32 protein-coding genes are annotated in these 26,491 nt (G+C 68.8%); all 32 read right to left on the reverse strand.

The window, feature by feature from the left end; all coding sequences use genetic code 11:
- Nucleotides 1-17 precede the first annotated feature (17 nt).
- Entirely contained in the window at nucleotides 18-986 is a 969-nt protein-coding gene (locus tag ACH4SL_RS10070) for a hypothetical protein (protein WP_398443255.1), read from the reverse strand.
- A 67-nt stretch (nucleotides 987-1,053) separates the two neighbouring features.
- Nucleotides 1,054-2,817 carry a polysaccharide deacetylase family protein gene (locus ACH4SL_RS10075; RefSeq protein ID WP_398443258.1) on the reverse strand — a complete coding sequence of 588 codons (1,764 nt, stop codon included), beginning with the start codon at nucleotides 2,815-2,817 and terminating at the stop codon, nucleotides 1,054-1,056.
- Nucleotides 2,818-2,886: 69 nt separating this feature from the next.
- A complete protein-coding gene (locus ACH4SL_RS10080; RefSeq protein ID WP_398443260.1) occupies nucleotides 2,887-3,822 on the reverse strand; it encodes a hypothetical protein in 936 nt (311 codons plus the stop codon).
- 12 nt (nucleotides 3,823-3,834) lie between these two features.
- Complete coding sequence (locus ACH4SL_RS10085) at nucleotides 3,835-5,022, reverse strand: siphovirus ReqiPepy6 Gp37-like family protein (RefSeq protein ID WP_398443262.1); 1,188 nt, start codon at nucleotides 5,020-5,022, stop codon at nucleotides 3,835-3,837.
- Nucleotides 5,023-5,030: 8 nt separating this feature from the next.
- Nucleotides 5,031-5,963, reverse strand: a complete 933-nt coding sequence (locus tag ACH4SL_RS10090) for a phage distal tail protein (RefSeq protein WP_398443264.1) — start codon at nucleotides 5,961-5,963, stop codon at nucleotides 5,031-5,033.
- A gap of 21 nt (nucleotides 5,964-5,984) precedes the next feature.
- The gene (locus ACH4SL_RS10095) at nucleotides 5,985-10,343 is read right to left on the reverse strand and encodes a transglycosylase SLT domain-containing protein (protein WP_398443266.1); all 4,359 of its coding nucleotides are present in this window, start codon (nucleotides 10,341-10,343) and stop codon (nucleotides 5,985-5,987) included.
- Nucleotides 10,344-10,380: 37 nt separating this feature from the next.
- Nucleotides 10,381-10,863, reverse strand: coding sequence for a hypothetical protein (locus tag ACH4SL_RS10100; protein WP_398443268.1), 483 nt, complete (start codon nucleotides 10,861-10,863; stop codon nucleotides 10,381-10,383).
- On the reverse strand, nucleotides 10,860-11,195 hold the full coding sequence (locus ACH4SL_RS10105) for a hypothetical protein (RefSeq protein WP_398443270.1): 336 nt from the start codon (nucleotides 11,193-11,195) through the stop codon (nucleotides 10,860-10,862). The genes ACH4SL_RS10100 and ACH4SL_RS10105 overlap by 4 nt, the downstream gene beginning before the upstream one ends.
- A gap of 92 nt (nucleotides 11,196-11,287) precedes the next feature.
- Nucleotides 11,288-11,863 carry a phage tail protein gene (locus tag ACH4SL_RS10110; protein WP_398443272.1) on the reverse strand — a complete coding sequence of 192 codons (576 nt, stop codon included), beginning with the start codon at nucleotides 11,861-11,863 and terminating at the stop codon, nucleotides 11,288-11,290.
- 75 nt (nucleotides 11,864-11,938) lie between these two features.
- Nucleotides 11,939-12,364 (reverse strand): hypothetical protein, encoded by a 426-nt coding sequence (locus tag ACH4SL_RS10115; RefSeq protein ID WP_398443274.1) that lies wholly within the window; start codon nucleotides 12,362-12,364, stop codon nucleotides 11,939-11,941.
- Nucleotides 12,365-12,373: 9 nt separating this feature from the next.
- Nucleotides 12,374-12,622: a hypothetical protein gene (locus ACH4SL_RS10120; protein WP_398443276.1), complete on the reverse strand. Its 249-nt coding sequence runs from the start codon at nucleotides 12,620-12,622 to the stop codon at nucleotides 12,374-12,376.
- Nucleotides 12,623-12,624: 2 nt separating this feature from the next.
- The gene (locus tag ACH4SL_RS10125) at nucleotides 12,625-12,915 is read right to left on the reverse strand and encodes an HK97 gp10 family phage protein (protein WP_398443278.1); all 291 of its coding nucleotides are present in this window, start codon (nucleotides 12,913-12,915) and stop codon (nucleotides 12,625-12,627) included.
- Nucleotides 12,915-13,256 (reverse strand): hypothetical protein, encoded by a 342-nt coding sequence (locus ACH4SL_RS10130; protein ID WP_398443280.1) that lies wholly within the window; start codon nucleotides 13,254-13,256, stop codon nucleotides 12,915-12,917. Before ACH4SL_RS10130 ends, ACH4SL_RS10125 begins: the two co-directional genes overlap by 1 nt.
- A 4-nt stretch (nucleotides 13,257-13,260) precedes the next feature.
- Nucleotides 13,261-13,650: a hypothetical protein gene (locus ACH4SL_RS10135; protein WP_398443282.1), complete on the reverse strand. Its 390-nt coding sequence runs from the start codon at nucleotides 13,648-13,650 to the stop codon at nucleotides 13,261-13,263.
- Between the two features lie 11 nt (nucleotides 13,651-13,661).
- The gene (locus ACH4SL_RS10140) at nucleotides 13,662-13,997 is read right to left on the reverse strand and encodes a hypothetical protein (protein ID WP_398443284.1); all 336 of its coding nucleotides are present in this window, start codon (nucleotides 13,995-13,997) and stop codon (nucleotides 13,662-13,664) included.
- Nucleotides 13,997-14,329 carry a hypothetical protein gene (locus tag ACH4SL_RS10145; RefSeq protein ID WP_398443286.1) on the reverse strand — a complete coding sequence of 111 codons (333 nt, stop codon included), beginning with the start codon at nucleotides 14,327-14,329 and terminating at the stop codon, nucleotides 13,997-13,999. The genes ACH4SL_RS10140 and ACH4SL_RS10145 overlap by 1 nt, the downstream gene beginning before the upstream one ends.
- Nucleotides 14,330-14,332: 3 nt before the next feature.
- On the reverse strand, nucleotides 14,333-14,710 hold the full coding sequence (locus ACH4SL_RS10150; RefSeq protein ID WP_398443288.1) for a hypothetical protein: 378 nt from the start codon (nucleotides 14,708-14,710) through the stop codon (nucleotides 14,333-14,335).
- A gap of 36 nt (nucleotides 14,711-14,746) precedes the next feature.
- A complete protein-coding gene (locus tag ACH4SL_RS10155; RefSeq protein WP_398443290.1) occupies nucleotides 14,747-15,574 on the reverse strand; it encodes a P22 phage major capsid protein family protein in 828 nt (275 codons plus the stop codon).
- 104 nt (nucleotides 15,575-15,678) lie between these two features.
- Nucleotides 15,679-16,392 carry a hypothetical protein gene (locus tag ACH4SL_RS10160; protein ID WP_398443292.1) on the reverse strand — a complete coding sequence of 238 codons (714 nt, stop codon included), beginning with the start codon at nucleotides 16,390-16,392 and terminating at the stop codon, nucleotides 15,679-15,681.
- A gap of 62 nt (nucleotides 16,393-16,454) precedes the next feature.
- On the reverse strand, nucleotides 16,455-17,999 hold the full coding sequence (locus tag ACH4SL_RS10165; protein WP_398443294.1) for a phage portal protein: 1,545 nt from the start codon (nucleotides 17,997-17,999) through the stop codon (nucleotides 16,455-16,457).
- Between the two features lie 26 nt (nucleotides 18,000-18,025).
- A complete protein-coding gene (locus ACH4SL_RS10170; protein WP_398443296.1) occupies nucleotides 18,026-19,300 on the reverse strand; it encodes a PBSX family phage terminase large subunit in 1,275 nt (424 codons plus the stop codon).
- Complete coding sequence (locus ACH4SL_RS10175) at nucleotides 19,278-19,796, reverse strand: hypothetical protein (protein ID WP_398443298.1); 519 nt, start codon at nucleotides 19,794-19,796, stop codon at nucleotides 19,278-19,280. The genes ACH4SL_RS10170 and ACH4SL_RS10175 overlap by 23 nt, the downstream gene beginning before the upstream one ends.
- A gap of 796 nt (nucleotides 19,797-20,592) precedes the next feature.
- Nucleotides 20,593-20,802: a helix-turn-helix domain-containing protein gene (locus ACH4SL_RS10180; RefSeq protein WP_398443300.1), complete on the reverse strand. Its 210-nt coding sequence runs from the start codon at nucleotides 20,800-20,802 to the stop codon at nucleotides 20,593-20,595.
- 133 nt (nucleotides 20,803-20,935) lie between these two features.
- Entirely contained in the window at nucleotides 20,936-21,427 is a 492-nt protein-coding gene (locus tag ACH4SL_RS10185) for a hypothetical protein (protein ID WP_398443302.1), read from the reverse strand.
- Nucleotides 21,428-21,557: 130 nt separating this feature from the next.
- Nucleotides 21,558-21,779 carry a hypothetical protein gene (locus ACH4SL_RS10190; RefSeq protein WP_398443304.1) on the reverse strand — a complete coding sequence of 74 codons (222 nt, stop codon included), beginning with the start codon at nucleotides 21,777-21,779 and terminating at the stop codon, nucleotides 21,558-21,560.
- Entirely contained in the window at nucleotides 21,776-21,925 is a 150-nt protein-coding gene (locus ACH4SL_RS10195; protein WP_398443306.1) for a hypothetical protein, read from the reverse strand. Before ACH4SL_RS10195 ends, ACH4SL_RS10190 begins: the two co-directional genes overlap by 4 nt.
- Before the next feature lie 78 nt (nucleotides 21,926-22,003).
- Complete coding sequence (locus ACH4SL_RS10200) at nucleotides 22,004-22,426, reverse strand: hypothetical protein (RefSeq protein WP_398443308.1); 423 nt, start codon at nucleotides 22,424-22,426, stop codon at nucleotides 22,004-22,006.
- A complete protein-coding gene (locus ACH4SL_RS10205) occupies nucleotides 22,423-22,950 on the reverse strand; it encodes a hypothetical protein (RefSeq protein WP_398443310.1) in 528 nt (175 codons plus the stop codon). The genes ACH4SL_RS10200 and ACH4SL_RS10205 overlap by 4 nt, the downstream gene beginning before the upstream one ends.
- Nucleotides 22,951-22,955: 5 nt before the next feature.
- Nucleotides 22,956-23,309 (reverse strand): hypothetical protein, encoded by a 354-nt coding sequence (locus tag ACH4SL_RS10210; RefSeq protein WP_398443313.1) that lies wholly within the window; start codon nucleotides 23,307-23,309, stop codon nucleotides 22,956-22,958.
- Between the two features lie 81 nt (nucleotides 23,310-23,390).
- On the reverse strand, nucleotides 23,391-24,221 hold the full coding sequence (locus tag ACH4SL_RS10215; RefSeq protein ID WP_398443315.1) for a hypothetical protein: 831 nt from the start codon (nucleotides 24,219-24,221) through the stop codon (nucleotides 23,391-23,393).
- Nucleotides 24,222-24,312: 91 nt separating this feature from the next.
- Nucleotides 24,313-24,987 carry a hypothetical protein gene (locus ACH4SL_RS10220; protein WP_398443316.1) on the reverse strand — a complete coding sequence of 225 codons (675 nt, stop codon included), beginning with the start codon at nucleotides 24,985-24,987 and terminating at the stop codon, nucleotides 24,313-24,315.
- Nucleotides 24,984-26,477 carry a DNA cytosine methyltransferase gene (locus tag ACH4SL_RS10225; protein ID WP_398443318.1) on the reverse strand — a complete coding sequence of 498 codons (1,494 nt, stop codon included), beginning with the start codon at nucleotides 26,475-26,477 and terminating at the stop codon, nucleotides 24,984-24,986. The genes ACH4SL_RS10220 and ACH4SL_RS10225 overlap by 4 nt, the downstream gene beginning before the upstream one ends.
- Nucleotides 26,478-26,491: the final 14 nt, after the last annotated feature.

Genomic DNA, 26,491 nt, shown 5'->3' on the forward strand with positions numbered 1-26,491 from the left:
ACTGACCCCGATTCCCGTTAATCAGGAGATCTTCCGAATATTCGGGATGTCAAGTGGAGGCGCCATGCGTCGTGCTTTCCGTTTTGTACCAGGTCCCAGTAAAGGTGTCGTCGCAGCATGCTGCCGCTCGGTAGGTCGAACCTGAACTCAACATCCGCTGCTTCAAGTTCCTCGCGCCCCTCCAGGATCAGGTGGCAGTGTTCGCACCCTAGCGCGACCACCTCGAACAAGATCTCCTCACTCGGCTCATGATTCAGCACCAATTTCGCATCCACAGACGCTGGAGAGGCGCATGCCGGGCATCTGTGTGACTGAGATAGGTATGCTTCATCCCCTGCTTGGTGGAGTGCAGGTCCGACTGTCGTAGCAGATGCCCGGTACGTATCCATGGCGTCTGCCTGGAGTCCGTCGAAGCGCTCCTCGAACCTGTGGCGTGCTGAGGCAATCTGTAGGGATACCCTGCGCTCGATCTCCGAGCGGGACTTGCTGAGGACGACATCTGCAAGGGGGGCCATCCTCCCCCAATATTCCAAAGGATCTTCTTGCAGGTAACCCAGTAGCTCGACCGTCGTTCGCGCGAACGTGGCAGCCGGATCGAAGTCTTCGGCGACACTGGCGGATAGGTGGGCGACTCCATTTCGAAGTTCGATCAGGTCGTCCAAAGCTGTGTCTTTTTGTTGCAGTACTGCGAGTTTTCGCAGGCGTGCGATGGCCCCGGATGCGCTGACTGTGCGAATGCGCCCTTTCTCGACGGAAGAGATCGCGCCTGCGAAAAATAGGAGAAGGTCTTCTTTCGCGTTGGTTTCCATGAGAAGGACTGGGCTCTGCCTGGCCAACGCTGCTTTCGCCAGCCGTTCGATGCTGACGCCAGCATGCAAGAGGAAAATCTCGAAGTGGCTGGTGTCTTGATTGTGAGCAGACCAGGCGCTGAGGGCAAATTTCTTTGCACCTTCAAAGAGAGCCTCGTACGAGAGGGAGTCGTCCATGGATGGACGCTAGCGCCCGCTGTACTACCGCCGCACCCGGTTACTCCAAAGATCCTTGGCGGCCGGCTCAGGCGTGGAGGCGCATGATGTCGGAGACCGGGACGACGGGGATGCCCCGTGTCGAGATCCCCGCCATGATCGTCTGGAAGTCGGACTGCGAACACTCGGTGGCCACGCTCGCGGTGCCCGTCACGATCTTGTGGAAGACCAGGACCAGCCAACCGCCGTTGAGCTGGCACTTGTCGAGCAGACCACCGCTCGCCACCATGTTCGCCGGGTTGTTGGCCCCGGTCTGCGTCGAGCTGATCGAGGAGACCGCCCGCATCCGCATCGGCATCCCGGCCGGGAACGTCTCGGTGGGGAAGCCGCCCTGGAACAGGATCGTCCGGCCCGTGGAGAAGTACCGGCTCGCGATCGAGTCGATGCCCACGCCGTCTGTCGTCCGCTGGTAGTCACCGCCCGGGTAGGCGATGGCCTCGCCCCGGAAGCCGTTGCGGACCAGCCACTCCTTGCCGTGCCGGATGTCGTCGTCCACCTGCGCAGCCGTGTACGAGCTGTACCGGTTGTCGTGGACGACGCCGCTGTAGGCGTGGAGGCCGATCTCCCAGCCGCTGAAGTCCTGGAGGGCCTTGTTCTCGGCCGACGTCATGACGCCCGAGGTGCCGAGGTTCCCCACGATCACGTAGTTGGTGCCCTGGAAGCCGTAGGTGTCCATCGCGGGCCGGGCGTAGTCGTAGATCGACTGGGACCCGTCGTCGAAGACGATGCTCACCACGCCGTTCGGGAAGGTCGTGGTGGTGCCGTCGATGATCTCGATGGCCTGGACGTCCAGTGTCACGGCGTTGCCGGTGGTGCCGACCGCCTGCACCTGCATGTCGGTGAAGCCCGTGGTGGTGCTCGGGACGCCGGTGGAACTCATCGTGTAGCTGCCGGAGGCCGCGTTGAGCGAGGACCACCCGAAGGTCAGCGTGATCCACTCGTTGCTGGACCCGAGCTGGCTGGTCGCGCTGACCTCCCACAGCCGCCACTTGAAGTTGTTGGCGACGCTCGACGTGCCCACGTAGAAGTTCAGGCTCCCGAGCTTGGTGACGTCCGAGACCCGGCAGATGAGGCGGATCGCCTTGTGCGTCAGGTCGAACGCGGGCATGGCGAACTTCTTCAGGTTCGCCTGGCCCTGCGCGGTGTCCGTGGTGATGCTCGCGTACTGCGTGCCCCGGACCCCGTCACCCGTCGTGTTGTTCAGGTTGTTCGAGGCCGTGCCGTTGGTGGACCAGCCGTGCCCGGACTGGAACTGGAACGACGTGAGGGCCGGGCGCCACGCCGGGGTGTTCCTGCTCGGGGCGATCCCGCCGTACGGAGCGATCGGCCCAGTGAGCCGGCCAGTGACCGTGAGGTCGCCCGTGACGGTCCCGCCGGAGGCCAGGGAGGACGCCGCCGTGGTCGTGTCCACGTACGCCTTGGTGGCCGCTTCCAGGTCGTCCGTGGGGTCGGCGGCCAGCAGCACCGGGCCGACGAAGTCGGCGCCGTCGAGACTGGCCTTGTTGTCGATCACCGCTCCGAGGTCCGTGGCGGTCATCAGGAAGCGGATCCCGAAGCCGAAGTCCACGTACAGCGAGCTGACGCCGTCGGGGCCGTAGAAGGCCACCTGGGCGTTGTCGTCGGCCGTCAGGGTCGTGATGGCGCCGTCGTTCACGTCGGTGAGGTCGGTGATCTGGGTGCCGCCGACTGCTGAGTCCCAGACGGTTCCGGTCGCGCCGGGCACCAGCTCCAGCGCGGTACCGACGGGGTTCATGGCGAAATCGCTGGTGCCGTATCCGAAGAAGTGCCGCACGCGGGTCTCCCGTTCTGCGGCAGTGCCGCGCATGACGAAGCCCCGGGCGCTGCCGGGGCGTGAAGTGCTTCAGAGCGAGTAGGGGCCGCCGTCCAGCGCGCACCAGTCGCCCGCGTTACCGAGGCCGAGGTAGTACAGGAGAGCCCCGTTCGGGCGGGCCTCGATGCGGGCCGAGAACGTGGTCACCTGGCCGGAGCCGATGTTGTACGAGGTGCCGAGTGTGCCGACGGTGAGGTATCGGCTGAAGGGTGGACGGGCCTCGGCGGGAAGCGTGGCGAACTGGGTGAGCACGCCCTTCGCCAGGTCCCCGGAGGTCTTCTTGAAAGTGCCGCGGAGGTACACCATGCCGTCCTTGACGCGGTAGCCGGGCGTACCAACGTTGGTCGTGTACCCCGAGGCCAGCGGCAGGTTCTTCCAGCCCGTGTCCCCGCCAGCCGTGCCCAGCAGGTCAAAGCCGACGCCGTTCCCGAGGAAGACGTCCTTGCCCTCGACGATGAGCTGGCCCTTGGTGGCGGGAGGCCGGGACCCCGAGTTGCTGAGGGCCACCGGACGGCCGACGAACCAGCGTTGGTCCGTGACACCCGCCGGGGCCACGACGGACGCTCCAGCGGCCACCGTGACCTGCGCGAGCGGTATCTCCCAGGTGCCGTTGAGGGTCTGGGTCAAGGCGGGGAAGCTCGTACCGCCGGTCTTGTACACGATGGTGGTGGCGTCCGCCGAGGGGTCGCGGCGCAGGACGACCAGGTCCTTGCGGGCTGCTCCGCCAGCGGAGTTCGTCGGCACGCTGACGTTCAGGCTGGCGCTGTTCGAGTAGTACGTGCCCTGGACCCACGCCTCTCCGGCGGCCACGGCGACCGTGGAGGCGTTCGAGCCGGTGACGCGCAGGTTGGTGCCCGTCGGGTCGCTGGCGTACACCCCGTCGATCTGGGCCATGCGGAAGTAGCTGGACCACTGGTCCTCGGTGGTGATGCTCGATGAGCCGAACGGGAATGACGTCTGTGCCACAGGGACCTCCGGTCAGGCGGCCTTCCGCGTCTCCAGGCGGCGGAGCCGGGTGAAGATGCGGGCGATGTACTGGAACTGCCGGGCCAGGACGTCGTGGTTGTCCATGGAGTCCGGGGAGCCGATGACGGCCTGGGCGACGTAGCCGTTCTGGCTGTCGAAGGTGATGCCGACCTCGCGGACGACATCGGCATAGAAGTCGTCGCGGACCTGGCACGAGACGATGTCGCCGACCGTGTAGTCCACGCCGAACTGGAGTCGTGGCGTGTCGATCGGTGTCATCGTCAGGTTGCCCTGAGCGGCTCCGGAGGTCAGCGCCTCGTCGGCGGCCTGGTCCATCTGCGCGTCCCGGTCGGCCGACGTGCTGTCCACGGACGTCTGGTCCACGAACTGCTCGATCAGCGGCCCGGGATACGCCGTGTCCGGTCGCGTGTAGACCTTCACCACGCGGGCGCTGTCCGTGCCGCCCGCCACGACGATGGCCTTGGTGCACGTCGGGGCGGTCACCGTGTACGACGAGCCGGAGAGGTTGCCGAGCGCGAAGGAGAACCGTGCGGCGCCGGAGCGGTCGGCGGGCTCGTAGACCTGGAACTGGAGGCTGCTGCCGACCTGCGTGACGCGGAAGCCGAGCCCGGCGGTCTTGGCGATGTCCTGGAGCGTGGTGAGCAGGTTGTCGAACTGGTTGACCTGCTTGGTGACGCTGGCGCCGCGCCCGCCGTCGGTGGCGAGCGTGAGGTTCGCGACCTTCCGCGCGGTCAGTGCGCCCGGCCCGATGTTGAGGTTGACCAGGGTGCGCATGGCCGTCTCGGCCACGACGGCCGAGATCTTGTACACCGGGTCGGTCTGGTGCGCCTCGTCCGCCGTCGGCTTCGGCCAGCACGTCGCCCCCGCGAGCACGGCCATGTCGTCCACGCCGTTCACGGTCAGGACGCCAGTGCCGCCGTCCTGCTGCGACAGCGACCAGTTCGGCTCCCGGATCGGTCCGGACATCAGCACGGCGGCCCCGCGCTTGATCACCAGCCCGTTGCCGGGCACGAGGAGGACAGCCTTCGGCGAGGCGGCCGAGATCGTCAGCACGTAGGCGCCGACGGAGTTGAACCGCGGCGTGATCGTCAGCGAGACGAAGTCGTCGATCACGCCCAGGGTGCTGAGTGTGGCGTTGTCGCGGACCTGTACGGTGACCGGCGGCACGCTGAAGTCCACTCCGCCTCCTACGCCGTCAGGTAGCGGAGCTGGTAGTCGACGTGCACGGAGGAGTCGCTCGTCGTCCCGACCATCGCCAGGGAGATGTCGTTGACGCCGGGGGCCAGGTTCCACAGCGCGGAGCTGTCGGAGAGGTTCGGCCACCAGTTGTCCGTGCCGTTCAGGACGGCCGTCTGTTCCCGTTCGCGCGTGTCGACGACCAGGACGTCACCGGCGCCGATAGCGGCCGTCAGGGAGAAGCTCAGGCCCGTCGTGGCGTTGCTGATCTCCACTGAGGTGGCGGGTCCGTGGATCGTCCACACCGGATACGCCGCAGCGTCGCCGAGGTTGGTGATCGTGGTGTCGCCGAAGACCTGGGAGTCCTGTACCACCAGCGGCAGCACCGGGAAGAAGGTCCCGGTCGCCGCGCCGTTGAACTGCAGGTGCTGCGGGTCCCCGAGCCAGTACGGGCTGGGGCAGGAGAAGGTCAGACCGACCGTCTGCCATCGCATGCCCGAGGTGTCCTGGCCGGTGTCGCCCTCGGCGCCGGAGAGGTAGTAGGCCCCGATGGTGCGGGCGCTGCCGTCCGCTTCGGTGACGGTCAGGGTGCCGAGCCCGAGATACGGGTTCAGTGTGCCCATGAAGGCCCGCTTGCGCTCCAGGAACGTGGACCGGTCCGTGTCGAAGAAGACGACCGGAACGAAGACCTCCCGAGCGGTCGCCCGGACTCCCCGAAGGGCGTTGCCGTCGATCGCGGGGGACTCGTCCGTGTACGGGGTCCACGCGGGCATGTCCAGGCCCCGCGTGCCCGGCTGGAGGAGCCAGCCGTTCTCCCAGTCCGACAGGAGCGTGGTGCGCCCGCGCGCGTCGGTCCAGGCGATGTCCGGAGACTCCGAGGGGAACAGCGGCGGCGGGTTGAGGCCCCCGGTCGGCGGCCCGGAGGGGCGGGTGAGGATTGGCATGCGTGCCCCTCCGGGTCTCGATCAGGTGGGGATGACCAGCGGCCCGCGCAGTGCGTTGAAGTCGCTCAGCGCGTTCATGACCGTCTGCCGGGTCGGCTTGTCCGTCGTGGTGGCGTTGAAGACGATCTGCGACGGTGCCTGCTGCTGCCGGGCAGCAGGAACGGCCTGAGCGCTCATCTGCCGTGCCAGCCGCATCGACTCCTGATGCGGGTAGACCTGGGCCGGCCGCTTGAAGCGGACCAGTTCCGGCCCCTCCTCGCCCACCCACGCGACCTCACCGGCCCGCGGGTAGCCGCCGTTCGCGTAGCCGCCGGGGCGGTCGTACGCCTTCGACAGCGAGCCGTACCGGGACAGCGCGTACCGCATGGACGAGTAGATGTTCGCCAGCGGATCGACCGAGACGCCGTAGGAGAACGGTCCCCGGCTCTTGTACGCCCCGGCGTAGGCGTCGAACGTCCCCTTGATCACCTGCATGAGGCCGACGGACGGATGGCCCGCCTGCCAGTTGCTGTCCCACTTGTTGACGATCGTGGGGTTGCCGCCCGACTCCTGCTGCATGCGGCGCAGCGTGGAGTTGAGCAGCGAGGACGGCTGGTTAACCAGGGCCAACGCCTGGAGCACCGTGGGGATCCACTGCTTGACGCCCGCCGATGGCGTGTACCCCTTCAGCGCCGCCGAGGATCCGGCGCCGCTGTCCTCCTTGCCCCGGATGAAGTTCACGATCTTGGACGCGAGGACCACCGGGACATCCCCGACGATCTTCGACCAGGTCGCGTCCTTCGGGCTGATCGCCAGCGAGGAGACGCCGAGCAGCGTCTTGAGGGTCTTCTCGGCGAGGTCCGCAACACCGCCGCGGGCCCAGTCGGCACCCTTCTTCAGGAGATCGACGCCGCCCTGGGCGACGGTGCTGACCCCGCCCTTGACCGCGTTCGAGACCGGATTGTTGGTGACGTCGTCCCAGATGCCGCCACCCCAGAACGCCCGCCGCGGCAGGCCGGTGCCCAGAAGGGCCTGGACGCCCGCGACGCCACCCTGGCGGGCTGCGGCGTTGAGCGCGTTGATGCCCCCGACGCCGACAGCCCGGGTGACCTCCGGCCGCATGATGGCCTCGCCGCCGGACAGGTCGAGGAGACCGCCGGTCGGAGAGTAGAACCGGTGGACGTCCCGACCCGGGGTGTAGCCCGGCAGGACGCCGCCGGTCGCGAAACCTTTCGGGAGCGTCATCGCGTCGATGGAGCCGATGCCCGGGAGCTTCGCCGCCGTGTTGTTCCAGACCTTCCGCAGACCGTCGTTGAAGACGGTCTGGATCAGGAACTTCACCGGGCTTTTCGCGACGCCCTCAAGCTTGCCCCAGGCCGTACCGACGCCATCGACGGCTTCCTTGAAGAAGCCGACGACGCTGTCCTTGAAGCTCTTGACCCAGCCGGGCGCCGTGCTCGTGAAGAACGTCTTCATCGGCCCGAGCGTGTGGCTGTACGTGGCGTTCCAGGCGCTGGCGATGCCGTCCCGGATCTCCCGCCAGTGCTGGATCACGAGTCCGGCGGCCAGGCCGACCGGGCCGGTGATGATGCCGAGGATCAGCGGCCAGTGCGCCTTGGCCCAGTCGATCACGGCCCAGAACGCCGCCGGGATCGTCTTCGTGAAGAACGGCACGAAGCTGTCCGTGAACCAGCCGACGACCGCAAGGGCCGTGTCCTTCACGGCCTTGAAGGCGCCCTGCACGATGTCGCGGAACGTCTCGCTGTGCTTGTACGCGTAGATCACCCCGGCGGCCAGGGCCGCGACCGCGAGGATGACCAGGACGATCGGGTTCGCGCTCATCACGGCGCTGAGCGCCGCCTGCGCCGCCGTCCACGCGGCCGTCGCCAGGGCAACAGCCTTCTGCCACAGCGCCCACAGCTTCATCGCCGCGACGATCGTGAGGACGCCCGTGGCGACGGAGCCGAAGAGCACCTTGTGCCGGTCGACGAAGCCGAGGAAGCCGGTGATCGGCACCAGAGCCAGCCTGACGACGTCGGCGGCCACCGGGACCACCGCGCTCAGCCCGCCCACCAGGTCGTTCAGGACGTACGAGCCGATGTCGAGGACGAGCGGCCCGAGCGGCTTCAAGGAGCGCCAGATCTGGCGACCCGCATCCGCCACCGGCTTCATGAGCGGCTGGAGCTGCGAGAAGGCTCCGGGAAGGGCCTCACCGAGGTCGCCGATCAGCTCCTGGACGGGAGGTCCGATCTCGGCGACGACGACACCGACGCCCTTGAGCGCCGAGCCGAGCAGCGGCGCCACGGTCGTCGCGAGCTGGCCCGTGACGTCGAAGAGCGCCTTGAGACCGCCCTGCACCTCAGGGCTGGAGACGACGTCGGCGATCTCGCCTGTGACCGTCTGGAGGACCCCGAGGGTCCCGCCGCCAGTGCCCGCTCCCGCCTGGAAGATCGAGCTGACGACGGAGAAGACGTTCTTGCCGACGTCCCCCAGCTCGTCGATCAGGTCGAGGGCGGTGTCGACGGACTTCTCCAGCCCGCCCGAGGTGAACGCCTTCGCGAGCTTGTCCGCGAGCTTGTCGACGACCCCGCCCGCCGCCGTGGTGACACGCTGGAAGGCGGGCTGTGCGGCGACAGCGACCTGGGCGAAGCCCGTGACGATCTGGCCTGGGATCCGCGCGAGCGGCTTCAGGGACGACGTCGCGCCGTCGAAGACCTTCTTCAGCGTCCCCGTCCGGGCGAGGTTGCCCACCGCCGTCAGCGCGTTCTTGCCGACGGTGTTGAGGACCCCGGCGGTGCCGGTGAGACCGCTGCGGAGGATCGGGAGGACCCGTCCGCCCACCGTGGTGAGGCGACCGCCGATCCCGGCGAAGAGGCGGTCCTGCACCCCGAGTTTCAAGGAGTCCCAGGCGGGCTTCATCCCCTTGACCGAGGCGACGAAGCCGCGGGCGTTCGGGCTGAGCTTGTTCAGCGTCTGGTCGAGCGCCGACGTCTGCGCGGCGGCGGACGCCTGGGCCTGAGCGACCGAACGGGCCCCGTCCCGGGCGGCCTTGGCCTGGGCAGCGCGGGCGTCGGAGAGCGACTGCTCCTTGTCCCGGACGTCCTGCGTCGCCTGGGCCTGGGCCTGCTTGGCGGCGACGACGACCTTCGACCCCTCGACCCCGGCCTTGCGGGCGGCGGCCTCCTGCTTCTGGAGGTCGGCGTTCTTCTGCTTCTGGTCATCGAGGTTCTGCCGGGCCTGGTCGTACGCGAGCTGGGCCTCTTCCCGCTGGAGCTTGGTCGCGTTCGGGTTGGCGAGGACCTTGTCCAGCGACGCCTTCGCCTCTTCGACGCCCAGGACCGCTGCGCGCTCGTCGAGAGCGCTGTGCTTGAGCTGGTTCTGGAGGTCGAGGAGGTCCTGCTTCGCCTGGACACGGGCGTCGTTGAGGTTCTGCTGCGCCTGCCGTGCCGAGACCTGCGCGGTCGTGAGATCCCGCTCGGCGGAGGCGACGGCACGCGAGGCGGCCTGGTTGGCGGCAGCAGCGTTCTCCCGCGCGGTGGCGACCTGGTTGATCGAGCCGACCGCTCTGGCCGTACCAGCCGGGTTAAGAGCGGCCTTCAGGGCGTCGCCGACACCGGAGGTGCCGACCTTGATCGCGCCGAATGCCGTGCCGAGAGCGGCGACGGCCGGGACCGCGATGGCGGCGGCGGGTGCGATGGCCGCCAGGACGTTGACGAGCGAGCCGACCGCAGGGGCACCGGCTCCCAGCAGCGCGAACTTCGAGGCCAGGCCCGCGACAGCGCCTCCGGCAGACGACGCCGTCGAAGTGAGGCGGGAAACCAGCGAGGTCGCCTGGGCGACCTGCGAGGCATTGACGCTCGCATGGACCGTCGCCGTACGGTCCCGGGCCAGCTCTGCCAGCCGGACCGACGCCGCCGCCGTGTCGGCGTCCGCGTTGATCGTCGCCGTGCGGGCCCGGACGAGGTTGGCCAGCTCGTCGGCCGCGACACGGGTGTCCGCGTCGGCGTTGATGGCGACCGTGCGGGGCCGTGTGAGGACGTCAAGGTCGGCCTGAACGGCCCTGAACGCATCCCGGTTGATGACCGGGGTGATACGGACGTCCAGCGCGTTCTGGACGCCGTCCAGCTCGCTGTCGACAGCAGCCCGGAGGGCACGGCCGTAGCGCTGGCCAATGGTCCGGCCCTTGAGCGTGGCGGTGCCCTCCGCCACGTCCAGCGAGTGGCGGAGCGCGGCGTCGATGCCCGAGAAGTCGAGCGCTCCGGTCAGGGACCGGGAGAGCTTCTGCCCAAGGTCTCGGCCGAGCCGCTCGACCGATGGGGTGAGCGAGGAGTTCGCCTGGGTGGCGAAGCCCGAGACGTCCGGGACAACGGAGGCGACGACCGAGCCGACGTTGGTGGGCATCGCACCCCCCCGAAACGTCTCGCGCCGTGTGGCCGGCTCAGTCGGGGTGGTGCTCGGCTATCAGCCGGAGGTGTTCGTCCCGGGCCGCAGTGAGCTTCCGGGCGTACTCCGGGTCCGGGGCGCCCGGCCTGGTCGCGGCGAAGAACGCGGCGCGCTGACGCTCGGCGTCCTCATCCGCCTCGATCTGCTCCCACGTTCGGAGGTCGGGAAGCTTCCAGGGCGTGATCTCGGGCGGCTTGCCCTTGAGGTGTGCAGCCCACAGCACCTGGATCGTGTACTGCTGGAGATTCAGGGCGTTGGCCAGCATGTAGTCGGCCTCTGTCCACCGGCGCCGGGCATGGTCACCGGACATCGCCGACACCGTCATGGAGTCGGCGGGCAAGGCGAGGAAGAACTCCCACAGCTCCAGCCAGGACATCGAGCCGTTGCCGATCTCATTGCGGTGGAACTCGTTGAGGGAACGGCCGGGGAAGTACCGGGCGATGTCCGCCCGCAGCTCGGAGGGGTGCTCCTCAATCACTCGGAGGAGCTGGTCGATTCCCCCGGGCTCACTCCGGCGTCCTCGTTGATGGCCTCCATGATGTCCTGGAAGTCGCCGAGGGTCAGGCCCAGCTCCAGGAGGCGGTCCACCTGCTTCTGCGTGGAGATCAGCGCGAGCACCTTGGTGACGTCGGCGTCCCCGTCCTTCAGCGCGCGGATCTTCTTGACGACCTTCATCGGCCACCAGGGCGCGAGCGGGAAGACGAACACTTCGTCGGCGAGTTCGACCTCCAGGTCCTTGGTGCCAGCGGCTTCCGCGCGCTGAGCGCGCAGGGTCTCCAGCTTGATGCGCTTGCGGTTGGGCTGAGACATCGGGTTCCTCACGTTCTCGCAGGTCAGCGCGGGTCGTGCACTGGCCGGAGCGCAGACCCGCGAAAGGACGCTCCGGCCAGTGGTCGAGTGGATCAGGCCGGGAGGGCGACCTGGCCGAACATGCGGGTGATGGAGCTGGCGCCGCCCGGGGCCGACAGGGAGCTGAAGGTCAGCTCGAAGCCCGCGACGGTGTCCGCCTTGTACGAGCGGTCGCCCTTGTCGGTGACCTCGGCGCGCGCGACGACGATGCGGATCGGGCGGCCCTGCTGGTCGAAGACGTCGGCGCCGATGGCGTAGTACTGCGGCTCGGGGGTGTGCGGCTCGTTGAACGACAGGAACTGCGTGTCGGCGGAGCCCGAGGACGTCATGTCCGCGATGTCGATCCCGTGGTACAGCGCCAGCGTCCAGGCGTTGGTCTGCTCCAGGTTGATCTTGAACTGGGTCTGGCGGCTGGTGACGATCGTCAGGATCGGCTGGGTCTCGCCCCAGGCGTCGAACGTCTGCCGGTTCTCGTTGAGGGACTCGGTCAGGCCGTCCTGCGTGCCGTAACCGAGGTCCACCCATCCGGTACCCCAGGCGTCGTAAGGGGTGGTCGGAGCGGTGGTGCCGACGGGGGCCACGACGAACGCGCCCTTGGTGCCGACCCTCACCTCGTTGCTGTCAGCCATGAATTCTCCTGCTGGCGGTAGGGCTCGGACGAAGATGGGCACGGCCCCTCCGTACGGGCTTTAGTGGGTCGCGGGTCAGGCGGGTTGGACGCGCAGACCGGCGATGTAGCCGATGCGCGTGACGTTGGTGTTGGGCTCCTCGGGCCGGATGGCAGGCCCGATCTCCTCCCAGGTCCGCAGCACGCAGCCGCCTTCCCGGGTGGTGCCCTGCATCTGCTCGACGGCCGCCCTGACCCGGGCGACGGCGTCAGCGGCCTCCACGCGGGAAGCGGCGTAGATGTCCAGGGAGACGCGGGCGTCGTCGAACAGCCGGAGGCCGCCGAAGGTCTCCTCTGTCCGTGCGCCGCCGATGCGGTTGACCCAGACGAACGGGAGCGCGGCCTTGAACTCGTCTCCATCCGGCCTCACCGTGGCGGCCTGGTACCCGGCGACGTCCAGGAGCTGGTGGACGACCATCGCCTCGACGTCGGGGAAGACCAGCGCGCTCAGAGGAGCGGTCACCGCGGCCTCCTACTCGGTCGGAGCGGGTTGCGCGGCGTCCGGGGCGGGAGTGTCCTTCGACGGCTTCCTGCGGGCCGGAGCCGAGTCCTGGACGGGCTGGGCGACCTCGGGGAGGTGCCCGAGCCGCAGACGCGGCACAGCGCCGTCCAGGTGGCCGAGCCCGGCCTTCACCAGGCCCCGGACGTCCGCCTCCGGCACGTCGATGACGTCCCCGGGCTGCTTTCCCCGGTACGCGAAGGCGAGCTTGAGCTTGGCCATGGTCAGTCCCTTGCTGCGTCGAGGGCGCTGCCGATGACGTGGTGAGCCGGACGGGAGCCGTCTCGGGTCCCCAGCTCGATCACGGCCGCGTACTCGACGTCGGAGAGAATCAGGACGGAGCCGTCGGCCGCGTCCTGCGCGTGGATGGAGTCGCGGTACCGGCCGGTGAGCACCGGGGCCCGCTGCTGGGCTGCGGTCACCACCCGCTCCGCCCTGCGGCGCAGGTCGTCCTGGACGAACTGCTCATGGACCAGAGCGGCGATGGCGGCGTGGTCGGGCTGGAAGACGCCCATCAGCCCGTCACCTCCCTCAGCACGACGGTGAGGTGGCTGAGGACAGCCAGCGGCCCCGAGCCCTGCTCCTTGCCGGGGCGGCCGTTGACCTCGTACGTGATGCCGTCGACCTCCACCCGGTCGTACTCCGTCACCGCCGCGTCGGGCGGGAGGAAGCAGATCCGGTCGGTGGTGACCTGGTCGCTCTGCTGCACGGTCTCCGAGGAGCCGAGCGGCTGGAGCATGGCGGCGTACGGCTTCCGGGTGGCGGTCGTCCAATCCCGCACCAGGCTGTTCTGCCGGTCGCGGGTAGCCGCGGGCCTCGTGACCACCGTGGCGGTGACGTTGCTCATCAGGAGCACGCGCTCACCCCCACACGAGCGGGTAGACCGGGACGAGGCCCTCGGTCTGGAGCAGCGTGAGCATCTCCGGGGACACCCGGCTCGTTCCGCTGCCTACCAGGGACAGCGCGCGGATCATGCGCTGGTTGCCGACCTGGAGCTGGGAGACGTTGGCGTTGGCCCCCGTCTCGTCGCCGAGGCCCGCGATGTACTGGGCCTGGAGGCACACCGCCTCCCGGAAGACCTCCACCAGCTCCGGATCGGTCGGCAGACCGTCGGAATCGGTGGTGTAGATCGCTCCGATCAGGAGCTGGTCGAGCTTCCGGGAGGCGTTGGCCAGCAGCCGGGCCGCGTTGGGCGGGACCGGGTCGGGGTCGAGGAAGTCGGTGAAGTCCTCGACAGTGGCGTACGGCATGACGCCTCCCGTCACAGAGTCAGGCAGGCGACCGTCACGCTCGACACGGAACTCAGGTCCACGAACACGGTGCCCGTGCCGTCGGGCTGGTCGTAGTGGTCGTTGAACGGGCCGAAGAACTTGTCCGCCCCCGCGCCCACCGTGGCGGTGGGGTTGGTGACGGCCTGGCCCTCGACGGTGACGCCGATCTTCAGGGTCACGGTGATCGAGGCGCCCGAGGCGTTCTTGATGTGGAGCACCTGCTTGCCGCTGGAGCGGAAGGAGACGCCCGCCGCGTCCGGCGCCACGTAGCTGGGCGCGAGGCCCAGCGTGGCGAAGCGCTGCGGAGTGAGTGCGGTCCTGGCCATCAGGCGGTCTCCTCGGTGCTCTCAGCGCCGTGATAGCGCTCGATGAGGGCGGCCAGGGTCTGGCCCTCGGCCTCTTCCTGAGTGGCGCCCTGGTGGACAGCCCAGGCCACCCAGTCGGCCTTCGAGGACGCCTTGTTCGGCTTCTTCGGCGGCTCCGTGGTGACGGGCTCGGGGGTCTCCGGCTCGGTGGCCGGCTGAGCGAGCGCGGACCCGTCGGGGTTGACCCGGACGAGACGGCCCTCCCGCTCCTCGCGGGCGTGGTGCTCGCCGAGGGGCAGGTCCATCTCCCAGACGTGGCCGCCCTCGCCCTTGAAGTGCGCGGTCTCGGTCATCGGTCAGGTCCCCCGGGGCACCTTGAACGCGGTGATCTTGCCGGTGTGACCCGACTCGATGTCCACGTTCAGGACGTTGCCCGCCTGGAGGAAGCGCGAGCTGGACAGGGGGCCGATCCAGGCCACGCCGGTGGTGGCCGGGACGGTGACGGTCAGGTCGCCCTGCCCGCCGCGCCAGGCCGGAGGGTACGGACCGCCCGCCTTGACGGTAACGACGTGGTCGGAACCGGCGGTGTTGGTGACACGGATGAGCAGCTCTTCCGGGTGGGTCACCGCCACGCCGATGGAGTGGTCGTTGGTGGCGTCGATCGTGGTCCCGGCGGGGTCGGCCAGCGAGCCGTTACCCACGAGGACGGAAAGCGGCACGTCAGTACGGGCCATGGTGGTTACCTCTCAGGGTTGGGGAGCGGGCGACCGTCAGGTCCGGGACGCGGTCAGGACCGCCATGGCGTCCGGCCGGATGACCTTCGCGCCGTACAGGTGCAGGCCACGGACGGCGTTGGCGAACGTGCTCTGGAGGCGGAAGGACTCGACCTCGGCGAGCTGGTCCACGAAGGAGATGGCGCCGTTGACGCCAGCCGTCACCGCGTAGTCGTCCCCGGTGATGATCGGGACCGCGTTGCTCTGGAGCACGGCGAATCCGGCGGCCTGGCCGACCTGGCCGGTGAGCAGGGGGGCGGTGGACCCGGACTTCTCGGCGTTGATGAAGTTCGCGTTCTTCAGCAGCAGGCCGTGGTACCAGCTCGGCACGACGACGTACCGGCCGTTGTCCTCCACGTTGGCCTCGTCGAGGATGACCTTGAGGTCGACCAGCGCGTTGTACGCGGCGTCGCCGCTGGTGATCGCGGTGGTGTCGATGACGTTGGCGTCCTGCGCCTGGGTGTAGAGCTGCGCCACGTGGCTGTCCGCGTCGAGCGCCATGCTGTAACCGGCGTTGGCCATGCGCTTGGGCATCTCGTCGCCCGCCTGCGCCTTGTCCACGTCGTCCACCTTGAAGGCGAACATCTTCGACTGATCGACCTTGATGGTCATCTCGGCGTCGGCGAGGTCCTCGTACGAGATCGTGTCGCCGCTGCTGTAGGTGCGCACGGTCACGTCGCCGAGCATCTTGATGTGGACGGTGTCGCCCACCTTCTTGATCTCGCCCTCGTAGTCGTGGTTCACGATCTGGGGGCTGGCGTACACCAGCTTCTTGCGGAGCGCGGTCAGGGCCTCGGCGGCCCAAACTTCCGGCTTAAAGACCATGAGTTCTCCATGTGGTCTCAGTGGGAATGGGACGTGGCCTGTGCACCTCGTGCGTCAGCCGGGGGTGACGAGGCCAGGCCCGCAGAGGCCCTGTGCGCGTCTCGTCAGGAGGCGAGGTAGTCCTTCAGGAGGCCGTCCTCGCGGGCCTTGACCAGCCCGGCGGGGTTGGTCTTGGCCAGGTGCTCGACCTCGGCGGCGGTGAGCTGGCGCTTGCCGCTCGTGCTGCCCGCCATGTCCACTCCGCCCTTGGCGGGGACCTGCGGTGCGGTGGGCTGCGCCTTGAGCCGGACGTTGCCGTCCACGGCGGTCTTGATGGCGCTGTCCACGTTGGCCGCGAAGGTGTCCGCCGTCGGGTCGAGCTTGCCGATGGCCCTCACGAACGATGCGGAGTCGAGCAGCGCGTCAGGGTCCGCACCGTGCTTGCCCGCCGTCTGGAACACCGCGAGCTTCACGGTGGCCTCGCGGGCCTTCTGGTCGGACTCCTGCGCCTTCTGCGCGATCTGCTCGGGAGTGAGCTGCTTCTGCTCACCACCGCCGAAGAGCTTGGCGAAGTTGTCCATGAACCCGGAGAACTTGGTCTCCATCTCGGTCCGCTTGGTCTTCTCCGCGTCCACCTCGGCACGCAGGTTCTCCACCAGGCGCGCGGCCTTGGCGGGGTCGTACTCGCCCTCGAACTTCGGGGCCTTGCCGCCGTCGCCCTGGCCCTGCGTGCCGCCCTGGGGGCCGCTCGCGGGAGCCTGCGGGTTCTGGCTCTCCGGGGCCTTGCCCGGGTCTCCAGCGCCCTGTTGCGGGTTCTGCGGTTCGGTGGGAGTGCTCATGACGTCGTCCTCCTTGTGACGCTCGTCGAAGGCCGGACCGCGCCTTGGCGTCCGGGGGTGAACTACTGGGGGAGCGGAGCGGGCTGAGGCTCGGGCCTCGGCACGACCGGCGCCTTGTCCGGTCGTTCGGCGAGGATGCGGTCCGTCTCCTGCTGGATCTGGGCCTTCGTCCACGTCGGGTGGAGGGTCTGGACCCGCAGGTAGATGGACATCGACTCGCCAGCCGCGAGCAGCGACAGCGTCTCGGCCATGTCCTGCATGGACGGCTGCACGGCTGCGGGGAACGCCACATCGATCCCGGCCTCCGGGCTGGACCGGTTGCCGAACACCTCGCGGCTGATGCCCAGGAGCGCCTGGAACAGGTGCTGGAGGGCCGGACGCCAGTAGAGGATCTTCTGCGCGCGGGTGGCGAGCGACTGCTCCTTGCGGGCTTCCACCTCGGTGGCCGTCACGGCCGCCACGTCGCCCTTGCCGCCGAAGCTCTGCACGGAATACCCGGCGCTGGAGACCACCTGCTGGAAGAGCGCCTCCACGGTCGCCTGGTGCTCGGCGACCCGGATGGCGAACTGGTTGAGCGTGATGCCCCCGTCGAGACTGAGGACGCCCACGAAGACCTCGCGGTCCAGGTTGACGCGTGCGCCCTGACCAGGTCCTTCGGTCTCCAGCATCGCGTCGGGCACGATGATGCGGCTCTTGGCGAGGCGCAGGTCCCGCATCCAGCTCGTCCACGCCTCGTCGAGCGCGTCCATGAACAGCTCGACACCGGCGAAGTCGGAACGGCCGAGGTTCGCGGCGCACCGGACACCGGGCCACACCCGGTTCGGCCGGACGTTGGGGACGTAGGCCGCGGTCAGCCACGGCAGATTCGTCAGCATCACGCCGTCGTCGCCGTACGTCTCCGCCAGGTCGGAGGTCGCCTCGTACGCGGACAGCGGGAGCCGCTCCCCGAGTTCGGTCGGCGTGCCCCGGTAGAGCCCGTAGGAGATGGAGCCGATCTCGTGCAGCTCCAGCAGCCGGTACGTGTGGTCGTCGTCCTCGGCGAGCACCGTCCAGAACGTCACACCGAGCAGGCGGTCCCAGGACCAGGTCGGTACCGCCATCTCCGGGGACACCGGGCACAGCCACGGGCGGTCCACGAGGGTCTGGTCCCATACGACCTTCAGGTACACGCCTCCGAGGGCCGCGCACGTCTCGGCGGCCTCCCGGAGCGCCGCGTGCATCCCGTCGGTCTGGAAGGCGTCCAGTTCCTTCTGGGTGCGGCTGTCGGTGCTGGTGAACTTCGGCAGCTCCCCGAAGAGCAGGTTCGCGCTCAGCTCGGCGAGATCGGAGGCCACCGGGGTATGGAGCTTGGTGCGCTGGGTGCCGGGCGTCAGGGGAGCGCCCCAGAACGTCCTGGGCGCGGTGGTCGGCCCGCTCGCGCCGTACGGCTTGTCGCTCTGGAAGAACCGCTGCGCGGCGGGGGAGTTCGCGGTACCGGCGAGGGAGTAGACGGACGTCAGCGCGTCCGTGTCACCGCTGTACCAGGCGGACCACTCCATGAGCTTTTTGGCCACCGGGTGCAGCTCGGGCGGCGGCCACGGCATCTCTCCACCAGCGGGCAGAGGCATCGTTCACCTCCGCTGTGGTGTCGTCGTCAGGCGGCCAGCCGGAGCTGGTGCTGCCACAGCAGGCGGGTGGTGAAGAGGGCGTAGCGGAGCGCGTCCATGCCGTGGTCGTTGAGCTTCAGCGGCGCGTCCAGGCCGTCGAGCGCGGCCTTGGGGTCCCACGTGTAGGACGCGATCTCCTTGAGCAGCTCCCGGCACGAGCTGTGGATCACGAGCTGGCGGTTGGCCAGCAGGTTGGACACCAGCCGGATGCCGTCGAGGACGCTGTTGTCGGCCGCGGTGGGGTTCAGCCCGTCCTGGAGGAGCTGCGTCTTGAAGCTTGCCGCGCTGGGGTCGACGACGACGTACGGAGGTCGCACGCGCCCGTGATGGGGCACGTCGTCCAACCACCGGACGATGCGCCGGGAGGTGTCCGCCTGGGTCAGCGTGATGTTGCTCGTGCCCCTGGCGTACCGGTACTCCGAGACGACGTACAGGCGCCGGTCGTTGCCGAGCCCGACGAGCACCGCGTGCGTCGGGTTCGTCGCGCCGTAGTCGATGCCCACCGATATCCAGCGGTGCATCTGCGGCAGGATGTCGACGACCTGCGTGGCGTGATCGAACATGTCGTAGATCGCGCCCTGGGCGGCGACCCACTGGCCGAGCACGAAGCGCTTGTAGAACAGGCCGGAGTGGCTGGCCTTGATGTGCGCGACGTACGGCGCGTCCAGGTGCGTGTTGTCGTCCAGCTCGAAGCTGAAGACCTTCATCGTCTGCCGCTGGAGCGGGTCGTCGATGAACTTGGCCTTCAGCCAGTGCGTGGGCGCATCGGGGTTCGTGGAGGCGTAGATCCTGGCGCCGACCGCGCGCATGCGGGTCAGGAGCATGTCCCAGAACGGCTCCGGGAGCAGCGTGGCCTCATCCACGTACGCCCCGGCGCATGTCATGCCGCGGATCTTGTTCTCGGACTTGATGTCGTTGGCGCCGATGACGTGGACGAGGCGGCCGAAGATCCGGCAGGTGACCGCGCCCGGCGTGTACTCGACCTGGGCGGCCAGTTCCCCGAAGATCTCCGGGTTCATCATCGGCTGGAGGACGTTGCGGTACAGCGCGTCCCGGGTCTTGCCGATCATGACCAGCTCGCCCGTGGTGGACGCCTGCGGAACGAACATCATCCAGGCCCACGCCGAAGCGATGGTCTTACCGGAGGAGACCGCGCCCTCCCAGAGATTGATCCTCCGGTTCGCCGCGGCGATGCTGCGGATCTGCACCGGGGTGAAGCGCTCCAGGAGTAGCTGGGTGCTACGAGCCGTACTCGTCGGCATCGTCGCCCCCAAGCTCCCGGGCAGCGGTCGCCATGGCGTCGCTGAGGCCCTGGAGGAAGCCCGCGGCCTGCTCCCGGCCCGCATCCCCGCCGTCGACCTGCGCGAGCTTCACAGCGGTCGTGAGAGCGCTGGAGGCGGCCAGCGTGAAGTCCTTGGTCTCCCTCGCCGGGGGCTGAGGGATGGTCTCGGCCACCAGCGCGCCGAGCTGGTCGAAGCCCGTCAGCAGATACCGCTCCTGCGCCCGGCGGATGTTCCGCTCCGCGAGGTCGTAGAGCTGGATCTCGATCCGCTGACGGCGGTCACGCAGGTCCACCTGACGGGCGTCAGTGGCGGCCCTGGTGGCCGAGCGGTCGAAGGACAGCCCGAGGCGCGTGGCGTGGTTGGTGATCGTGCCGACCGACCACTCCATCTGACGGGCGATGTCGTTGCGGCTGACGCCGTCAGCATGAAGCTGACGCAGCCGCTCCTCGTCCTCGCGGGAGAAGGCGCGGGCCATGGCCGGCTCACCCCCTCGCGTGTGCGTGGTGACGGTGACCGGTCAGGCGTTCGAGCGCAATGAGTGGGGGAGTGCATGCGAAAGACGCCCCCGCGTGCGCCTGTCGTCCATATTACAAGCGAGCCGAAACTCACTCGCACGGACGAATATGACGCAGGGGCGCGTAACCCGTCGCCAAGTGCGCCGTTGTGCGCATTGGGACTGCATCAGCAGTACCGAAAAGGGGGGTCCCTCGCGACTCAAATCAACTTCTCAGGGCGATCAAGTCGCGAGGGCCCCGGACAAGGAGGCGTCATGCCGCCAGTTGTGGAATCTCAGTCACAGCCTCTTCCGGCCGGAAGGCGTCTGCATCCGGTCACGGAGACTGTCCTCGTGCTCGTCGGAGCGGTGGCGTTCGGGCTGGACCTCGCCCACGGTGTCAGTGAAGTCCATGCCCTGGGCGTGGCGTTGGCCCTGAGGCTGGCCCTGGACCCGGGATTGATCGTCAGGGTGGCGAGGGCTTGGGGGACGGTGCTCATGCGTTCCCTCATCCTCTCCATCTTTCGCTAGATCTCTCCAGTTGTACTACCGGCGCAAATGCCGTGTCACCAAAGGCAACGACATTAGTCCGCGCAAGTTTCGTGACTTACGCCTGCATGGGTGAATTTCCGGGTGTCAGTCTGATTATCGCGCGCGGCAACATGGCACCACATGGGTGGTCGCGCCGTGGTGGCTTTTTTGCAACCCGCGCGTGGTTGATCAGATCTGTCGCATAGCTGACTGAAGTTGCTCACTGAGAGTTCGGTGGCAACTTCAGTCACGCGGCGATTCCCAGCACGCGCTTCGCCCTGGCGCGGGTGACCAGCTCGACCTGAGCGACGTCCAGGAAGCGGAAGAGCTTCTGGCCCCGCTCGTCGAGCCCACCGACCTGGAGGCGCCCCTCGGCGGTCCAGCGGTAGATCGTCTTGTTGCTGACGCCGAAGTGGTCGGCGGCCTCAGGGGCCGTCATCCAGATCTCGTCGTCCATGACGGCCTCCTGAACGCACGAAAGGCCCCGGATCTCCAGAGGAGTCGGGGCCTGTACGTGAAGACAAGGGTGGTACTGGCACGGATTCTCGCATGCGCTAGCGGGTGAGCGCTAGTCCCAGTTCTGGCGGGTGTCAGTCGAGGTCCGGTGGGTTCTCTATGTCGTACCGGGCGCGGTGTTGCCGGACGTCCTCCACGCCCGCTGACGGTTCGGGCAGAGGATCGCCACGGAGGAACGCCTGAAGTATCTCGATAGCGTGATCCACGGCGTTCGTGCTGCGGAAGGTTGAGCGGATCGAACTTCTCCTGTTGCCCGCCATGCAGCGCAGGGTGGCATTCAGAGCCTCTTCAAGGCGGGGCCTGATCTCAGGGGCTTGCGGGATCAGTCCGGCGGTCAGCTCGGCCTTGTCGGCCATCTCCTCACCGGCATGGAACCAGGCCCTACGCGCCTCCACATCGGGAGGGAACTCAAAGTGGACGATGTGCCGCCGCAAGACGTAAAGCTCGGCGAGGGCTTCGCGTCCTGCGGTCTGGCCGCGCTCGTCGATCAGCTTCGCCGCAGCTTCCTGTTTCGCCTCGATGAACTTAGCCGTCTCGTACCGCTGCGTTCGGATCGTGGCCCACATTGAGGCCCCTGCTCCTGCTGCTGCACCAAGGATTGCGGCCCCCGCGCCAATCCACCCCGCTGCTACTTCCGCGTCCATGGGGTGATCCTCGGGGACGCGACAGGGCAGCGGGGTGGATGCGGTCAAGTCGTTACGTGTCCCGGTGCAGCTCCTCCAGGAACTCGTCGGCGTACGTGCGGAGGTGGATGAACGCACCGTCGGGGAAGGGGTGCTTGGCGGCCAGCTCCCGGAGCCGGATGCCGTAGTTGGCCAGGAAGCCCGCATACTCCGCGAACTCCATCGACTGGGCTCCGGTCAGCTCCCCCTCGATCACGGCGTAGTCGGCGCCGTACCGGTCGTCGTCGCGCTTCACGCCGCCTTCTCCCCGTCCTCCGGGGTCTCCTCGGCGGGCTTCTCCGGCGGGGGGTAGTGGCCGCCCCTGGCGGGGTCGTAGACGGTCTCGAACCTGGGGTCCGGCCGGGTGCCGGGGGCTATGGGGAAGTTGCCGTTGAGTGCCATCCTGGCGCTCCTGTCTCGTGATCGGGATGGGGACCGGGACGGCCGGACTTCTTGGCGGGATGACGGCCGTCCCGGGGTCTACCGCGGCGCGTCGGCGTTGGCCTGCTCGACGCGGACGTGGATCCGGGTGGGGTGGGCCGGGTCGGGCGTCGAGACGACGCGAACCCCTCCCCCAATCTCGGTGTGTGTCTCCTGACCAGCCTCTTCGCCCCCAGAAGAGGTGAAGGGGCGCGGTGGGGGAGGGGTTCGGGCTTTGGCCGGCTGGGCAGCTCTCCAAGCCGCGATGCACCAGACGGCAGCCAGGATCCACAGCAGGGCCCGGGTGGCAGCGACCAGGGTCCAGAGGATCCAGAGGGGCAGCGCGAGGAAGCCGAGCCGGATCAGGAAGTCGCCGACGCTCTTCCCGGCCTTCAACCACGCCACCGTGCCGCGGGCGAGGCGTACGGAGAGGATCGAGCTGCCCTTCGCGAGCCGGTCGGCGAAGGTGCCGAGGCGCTTCACAGCAACCCCACGACACGGTCGCCCGCCGCGTTGAACAGCGAGACGACTCCGGCGGCGGCGATGCCGGAGAACCCGGCGCTCAAGCCGAGCATGACGCCGCTGACGACACCCGACGCGATCTTGTTCTTGTAGATCTTCGCGCCAGACTTCCACAGGGCGACCAGGACGACGATGTACACCACCAGGGCGGCGCTCCCGCCGGGACTCAGGGCCTTGTGGCCGGAGCGGGTGACGGAGGGCGTCGCGGTGCCCGTGACGGCCGTCAGCGACCAGTTGCCGAGGGCGTTGGTGGTGTGCAGCAGCATCACGGCGGCCGTGCCGATCAGGCCCCCGGCGGCGGTGATGGCGAGCATCCCCAGCGCCGAGCTGGTGACGAGCGGCAGCAGCGCCTTCGGGTCGCGGGCTCCTCCGCCGGGGCCGGGTCCGCCCTTGCCGCCTCCGGTCTTCCACCACTTCGTCAGGTGCCAGGCCCAAATGCTCAGGCCGACGACGACGGAGCCGAGGGAGACGGTCGTCGTGGTCACGGTGTTCACCGGCCACCGCCCGTCAGGACGTTGACCATCGCGTTGAAGACGGGCAGCGCGAAGACCGCACCGAGGACCGCGATCCACACCAGGGTCCGCCGGGTCCAGGTCCGCTTCTGCACGAACCTGGTGACGGTGACGACGACGCCCGCTCCGGCCATGAAGAAGGCGCCGGACAGGTCCTGCTGGACGTGGACGTCGTGCAGGACCTTCGCCCAGATGTTGGCCGGGATGAAGGCCAGCGCGGCCGTCCAGGCGTTGGTTTTCAGCTGCATCCAGGAGAAGTCCCAGGAGGGCTCCTCGGGCTTGTCGGTGATGAAGTAGACGTGGATGTCGGGGGGTTCGGGGGTCTCGGACATGGCGCCCTCCAGGGCATGGAGGCGCGCGTGCGTCAGCCGTCAGGCGAGCACAGCGCACCGAAAAAGGGTGGGTGCTCGCCGTCAGGCGGCGAGGGCGTCCGGGAGGTCCCGGAGACGGGGTTCGGCGGTCTCGACGCGCTTCCGCGACTCCCGGGCGGTCCCGTCAGAGCAGGGGAGGCCCGCGTCACGGAGAGCGGCCACCATGTGACGGGTCGCGGGACGGCGGTTGCCCAGCGAGTCGTACAGGCCCCGGATGGTCGCGTCGATCAGCTCCCGCTGCGTCGGCGGTTCCTGGGGCTGCTCCGGCTCAGTGACGGGCTCCTTGACGGGCGTCACGACGGGCTCGACCTCGTGGGCCTGAACGGTCTCCTGGGGCTCCTCGACGGGCGACGACTCCAAGGATTCCTGGGTGGCCGGCTGCGGAGCCGTGACGGGCATCGGGGGCAGCGCGACCTTGGGCGTCAGCCGGGTTGCGGCGGCCGTCAGGTGCAGCGTGTGGGCCGCGACCATCGGGGGCACGGCGCTGACCGCGATGACGACGCCCGGCGACTTGGTGGCGTACCCGGCCTCGATCAGGTGCGAGAACACCTGGGCCGTCATGGCCAGCGTCAGGGCGATCAGGGCGCCCGCGTTCGCCTGCTTCCGCTCCGCACTGCCCTTCGGCAGGGAGCCCGCGATGGCGGCGGCCACGGCGGCGTACAGGGAGAGGACGCCCGGCATGATCAGGGCGAAGCGCCAGTCCCAGCCCGCCAGCACGGCGAGTCGGTACTCACCCGGCGCGGAGAGCGCGAGGGCGGCGGCCAGGACGGCGGGACGTCCACCGGCGATGGCCAGGCGGACGAGTAACGGGAGTCGGCTCTGAGGGGGCTGTCCCCCGTCAGACGGCAGGGCAATACGATGCGTGTTAGCCACGGCGAGCTAGTCCCTCGCTGTTGGTTAGGAGGCCGGGCCCATGCTTGGCGGCTAGCCCGGCCTCCGCTCAGTTGTTGTTCTGACGATACCGTCAACGGCCGTCAGGCTGCCCGGCCTTGACTGTGTCATCCGCGTCACGGGCCTGGACCTGCACGAGGTCTGCATAGTCCCGCTGATCGAGGCGCACTGACGGGCAGAACCGGCACTCGGCCGCCCAGTCCCCGGGGAGGTGCCGGACCATGGCGAACATCCCGCATGACGGGCAGGCGACGCCCCGCAGCAACTCCACCCGGTGCTCCGTCAGCGTGATCCGACGGGTGACCCTCAGCAGCTCCTCGATCTCGGTGAAGAAGTCCCCGGCGAAGGTCTGCTCGGTGATCCAGATGAGGTGCCGCGTCAGCCGGTCGACGAGGGCCGTCACGTTCCTCCTGACGGGCGTCAGGCGGCGCTCCTCGCTCACCGCCTCTGCCCAGCCCGCGAGAACCTCCAGGAACGGCACGGGGCCACTCTGGTCCTCGTTCATGACGCCCTGACGGGCAGCCGGGCCCAGGAGGTTCAGGACGTCGAGACGGCCCGGCAGCGGAGCGTGCAGGGCCCTGGGGCTCCGTCCGTCGCTGCCGGTCTTCAGCGGCTGGTGACTCATGCAGAGCAAGACGTACTGCTCGGGGAGCGATTCGAGCATGCCCTTCAGTCGGCTGAAGCAGCGGGCGCACGTCTGATGCCCGCTGTGCTCACCGCAGACCGCGCACTCGAAGGTCTGGGTCATGCCGCCACCGCCAGTTCGATGTCCTCGCCCGTGATGGCCTCGGTCAGGGCGCTCACGAGGACCTCGGCCGCCGGGGGCGTGACCGCGTTCCCGTACTGCCGGGTCTGCTCGCGCTTGTTGCCGAGGACCTTGTGGTCGGCCCCGAAGCTCATGGCCCTGCCGATCTCGGCGGGCTGGAGCATCCTGAACAGGCAGTCCTCGACGGCGATCTGGGACTCCACGAGGGCGTACCGGTCGACGGTCGTGAGGGTGCCGATGGGCTCGGCGGTCGTGTGGGCCTTGGAGGCGCCGTAGTACGGCACCAGCAGCCCTTCGTTCTCCCGGGTGGTCCTGGCCCGCATGGGCTCGTCCAGCAGCTTGGCGGTGTCGTTCCAGGTTCCTCCGGCGGGGACGAGCATGGGCGGGGCCACGAGGCCGTGGTGGAACCCTCCGGCGGTCACGGTCGCCAACGGGTGCTCGGTGGAGCGGTGCTTGGAGTTCCCGCCACGCAGCTCGGCAACGAACGGCGTGAACAGGACCCCGGTCTCACGCCGGGTGGTCTGGGTCCTGCCGGGCGCGTCGACCGGGCGGGCCTCCTTGCCGTCCCGGCCTTCCACGGGCACCAGCAGGGGACGGGCGAAGCGCTTGATGCCGTCCTCGATCCGCGCCATGGTCTTGGCGGCCAGCGGCCGGACGCGGTCTCCGATGCGCTGGCTCTTCAGCGACCAGTCGATGGCCACGGAGGCCGGGAGGGCCTTGGGCTCGACGACGACGGCGCAGCCGGCCTGCGGGCAGAGGTACCGGTACTGCGCCCGGTAGCGACCCCAGGGGTCGTCCTTCTTCTTGAAGTGCTGCCGGGCCCGGACGGTGCCGTGCTCGGGGCAGGTGGCGAACGGGCGGATCCACTTCTCCAGATTCAGCGTCCTGCGGACGCTCGCGTGGATGAAGGTGACGTACATCCGGTCGCGGCTCTGCGGGGCCCACAGGGACGTCCTGGAGTGTGCGTGGGCGCTGTTGAGGTACACGATCTGGAGCCGGTAGCCGAGCGTCTCCATGGCCTTGTACCAGGCGTCGAAGAGCACCCAGCGCCGGAAGTCCACGACGTTCTCGACGACCCCGCCGAGGACCGGACGGCCCCGCAGGATCATCCGCTCCAGGTACCGGGGGATGTCCCAGGCGGTGGCCCGGCTGCGCTCTCCCGCGTCGAGCGGCAGGACGTTGCCCTCGACATCGGGCACCTGGTCGTGCTGGGTCCGCTTCCGCCCCTGCGCCACGCTGTGACTGGTGCACTCCGGGCTCGCCCAGAGGAGGTCCACGCGGGGGTACCGGCGGAAGTCCACCTGGGCGATGTCGGCACAGTCGTGCTCGACGCCCGGGAAGTTGAGCGCGTGGGTCTGGACGGCAAGTGCCCAGTGGTTCGCGGCCAGGACGACCTGGACCCCGGGCACCGCGTGGATGCCCTGGGAGCTGCCGCCCGCGCCCGCGAAGAAGTCGGCAGCGGTGAGGGTCAACGGGCCCTCCGCAT

The organism is Streptomyces sp. NPDC021020 (genome assembly GCF_044333285.1).
Taxonomy (GTDB): domain Bacteria; phylum Actinomycetota; class Actinomycetes; order Streptomycetales; family Streptomycetaceae; genus Actinacidiphila.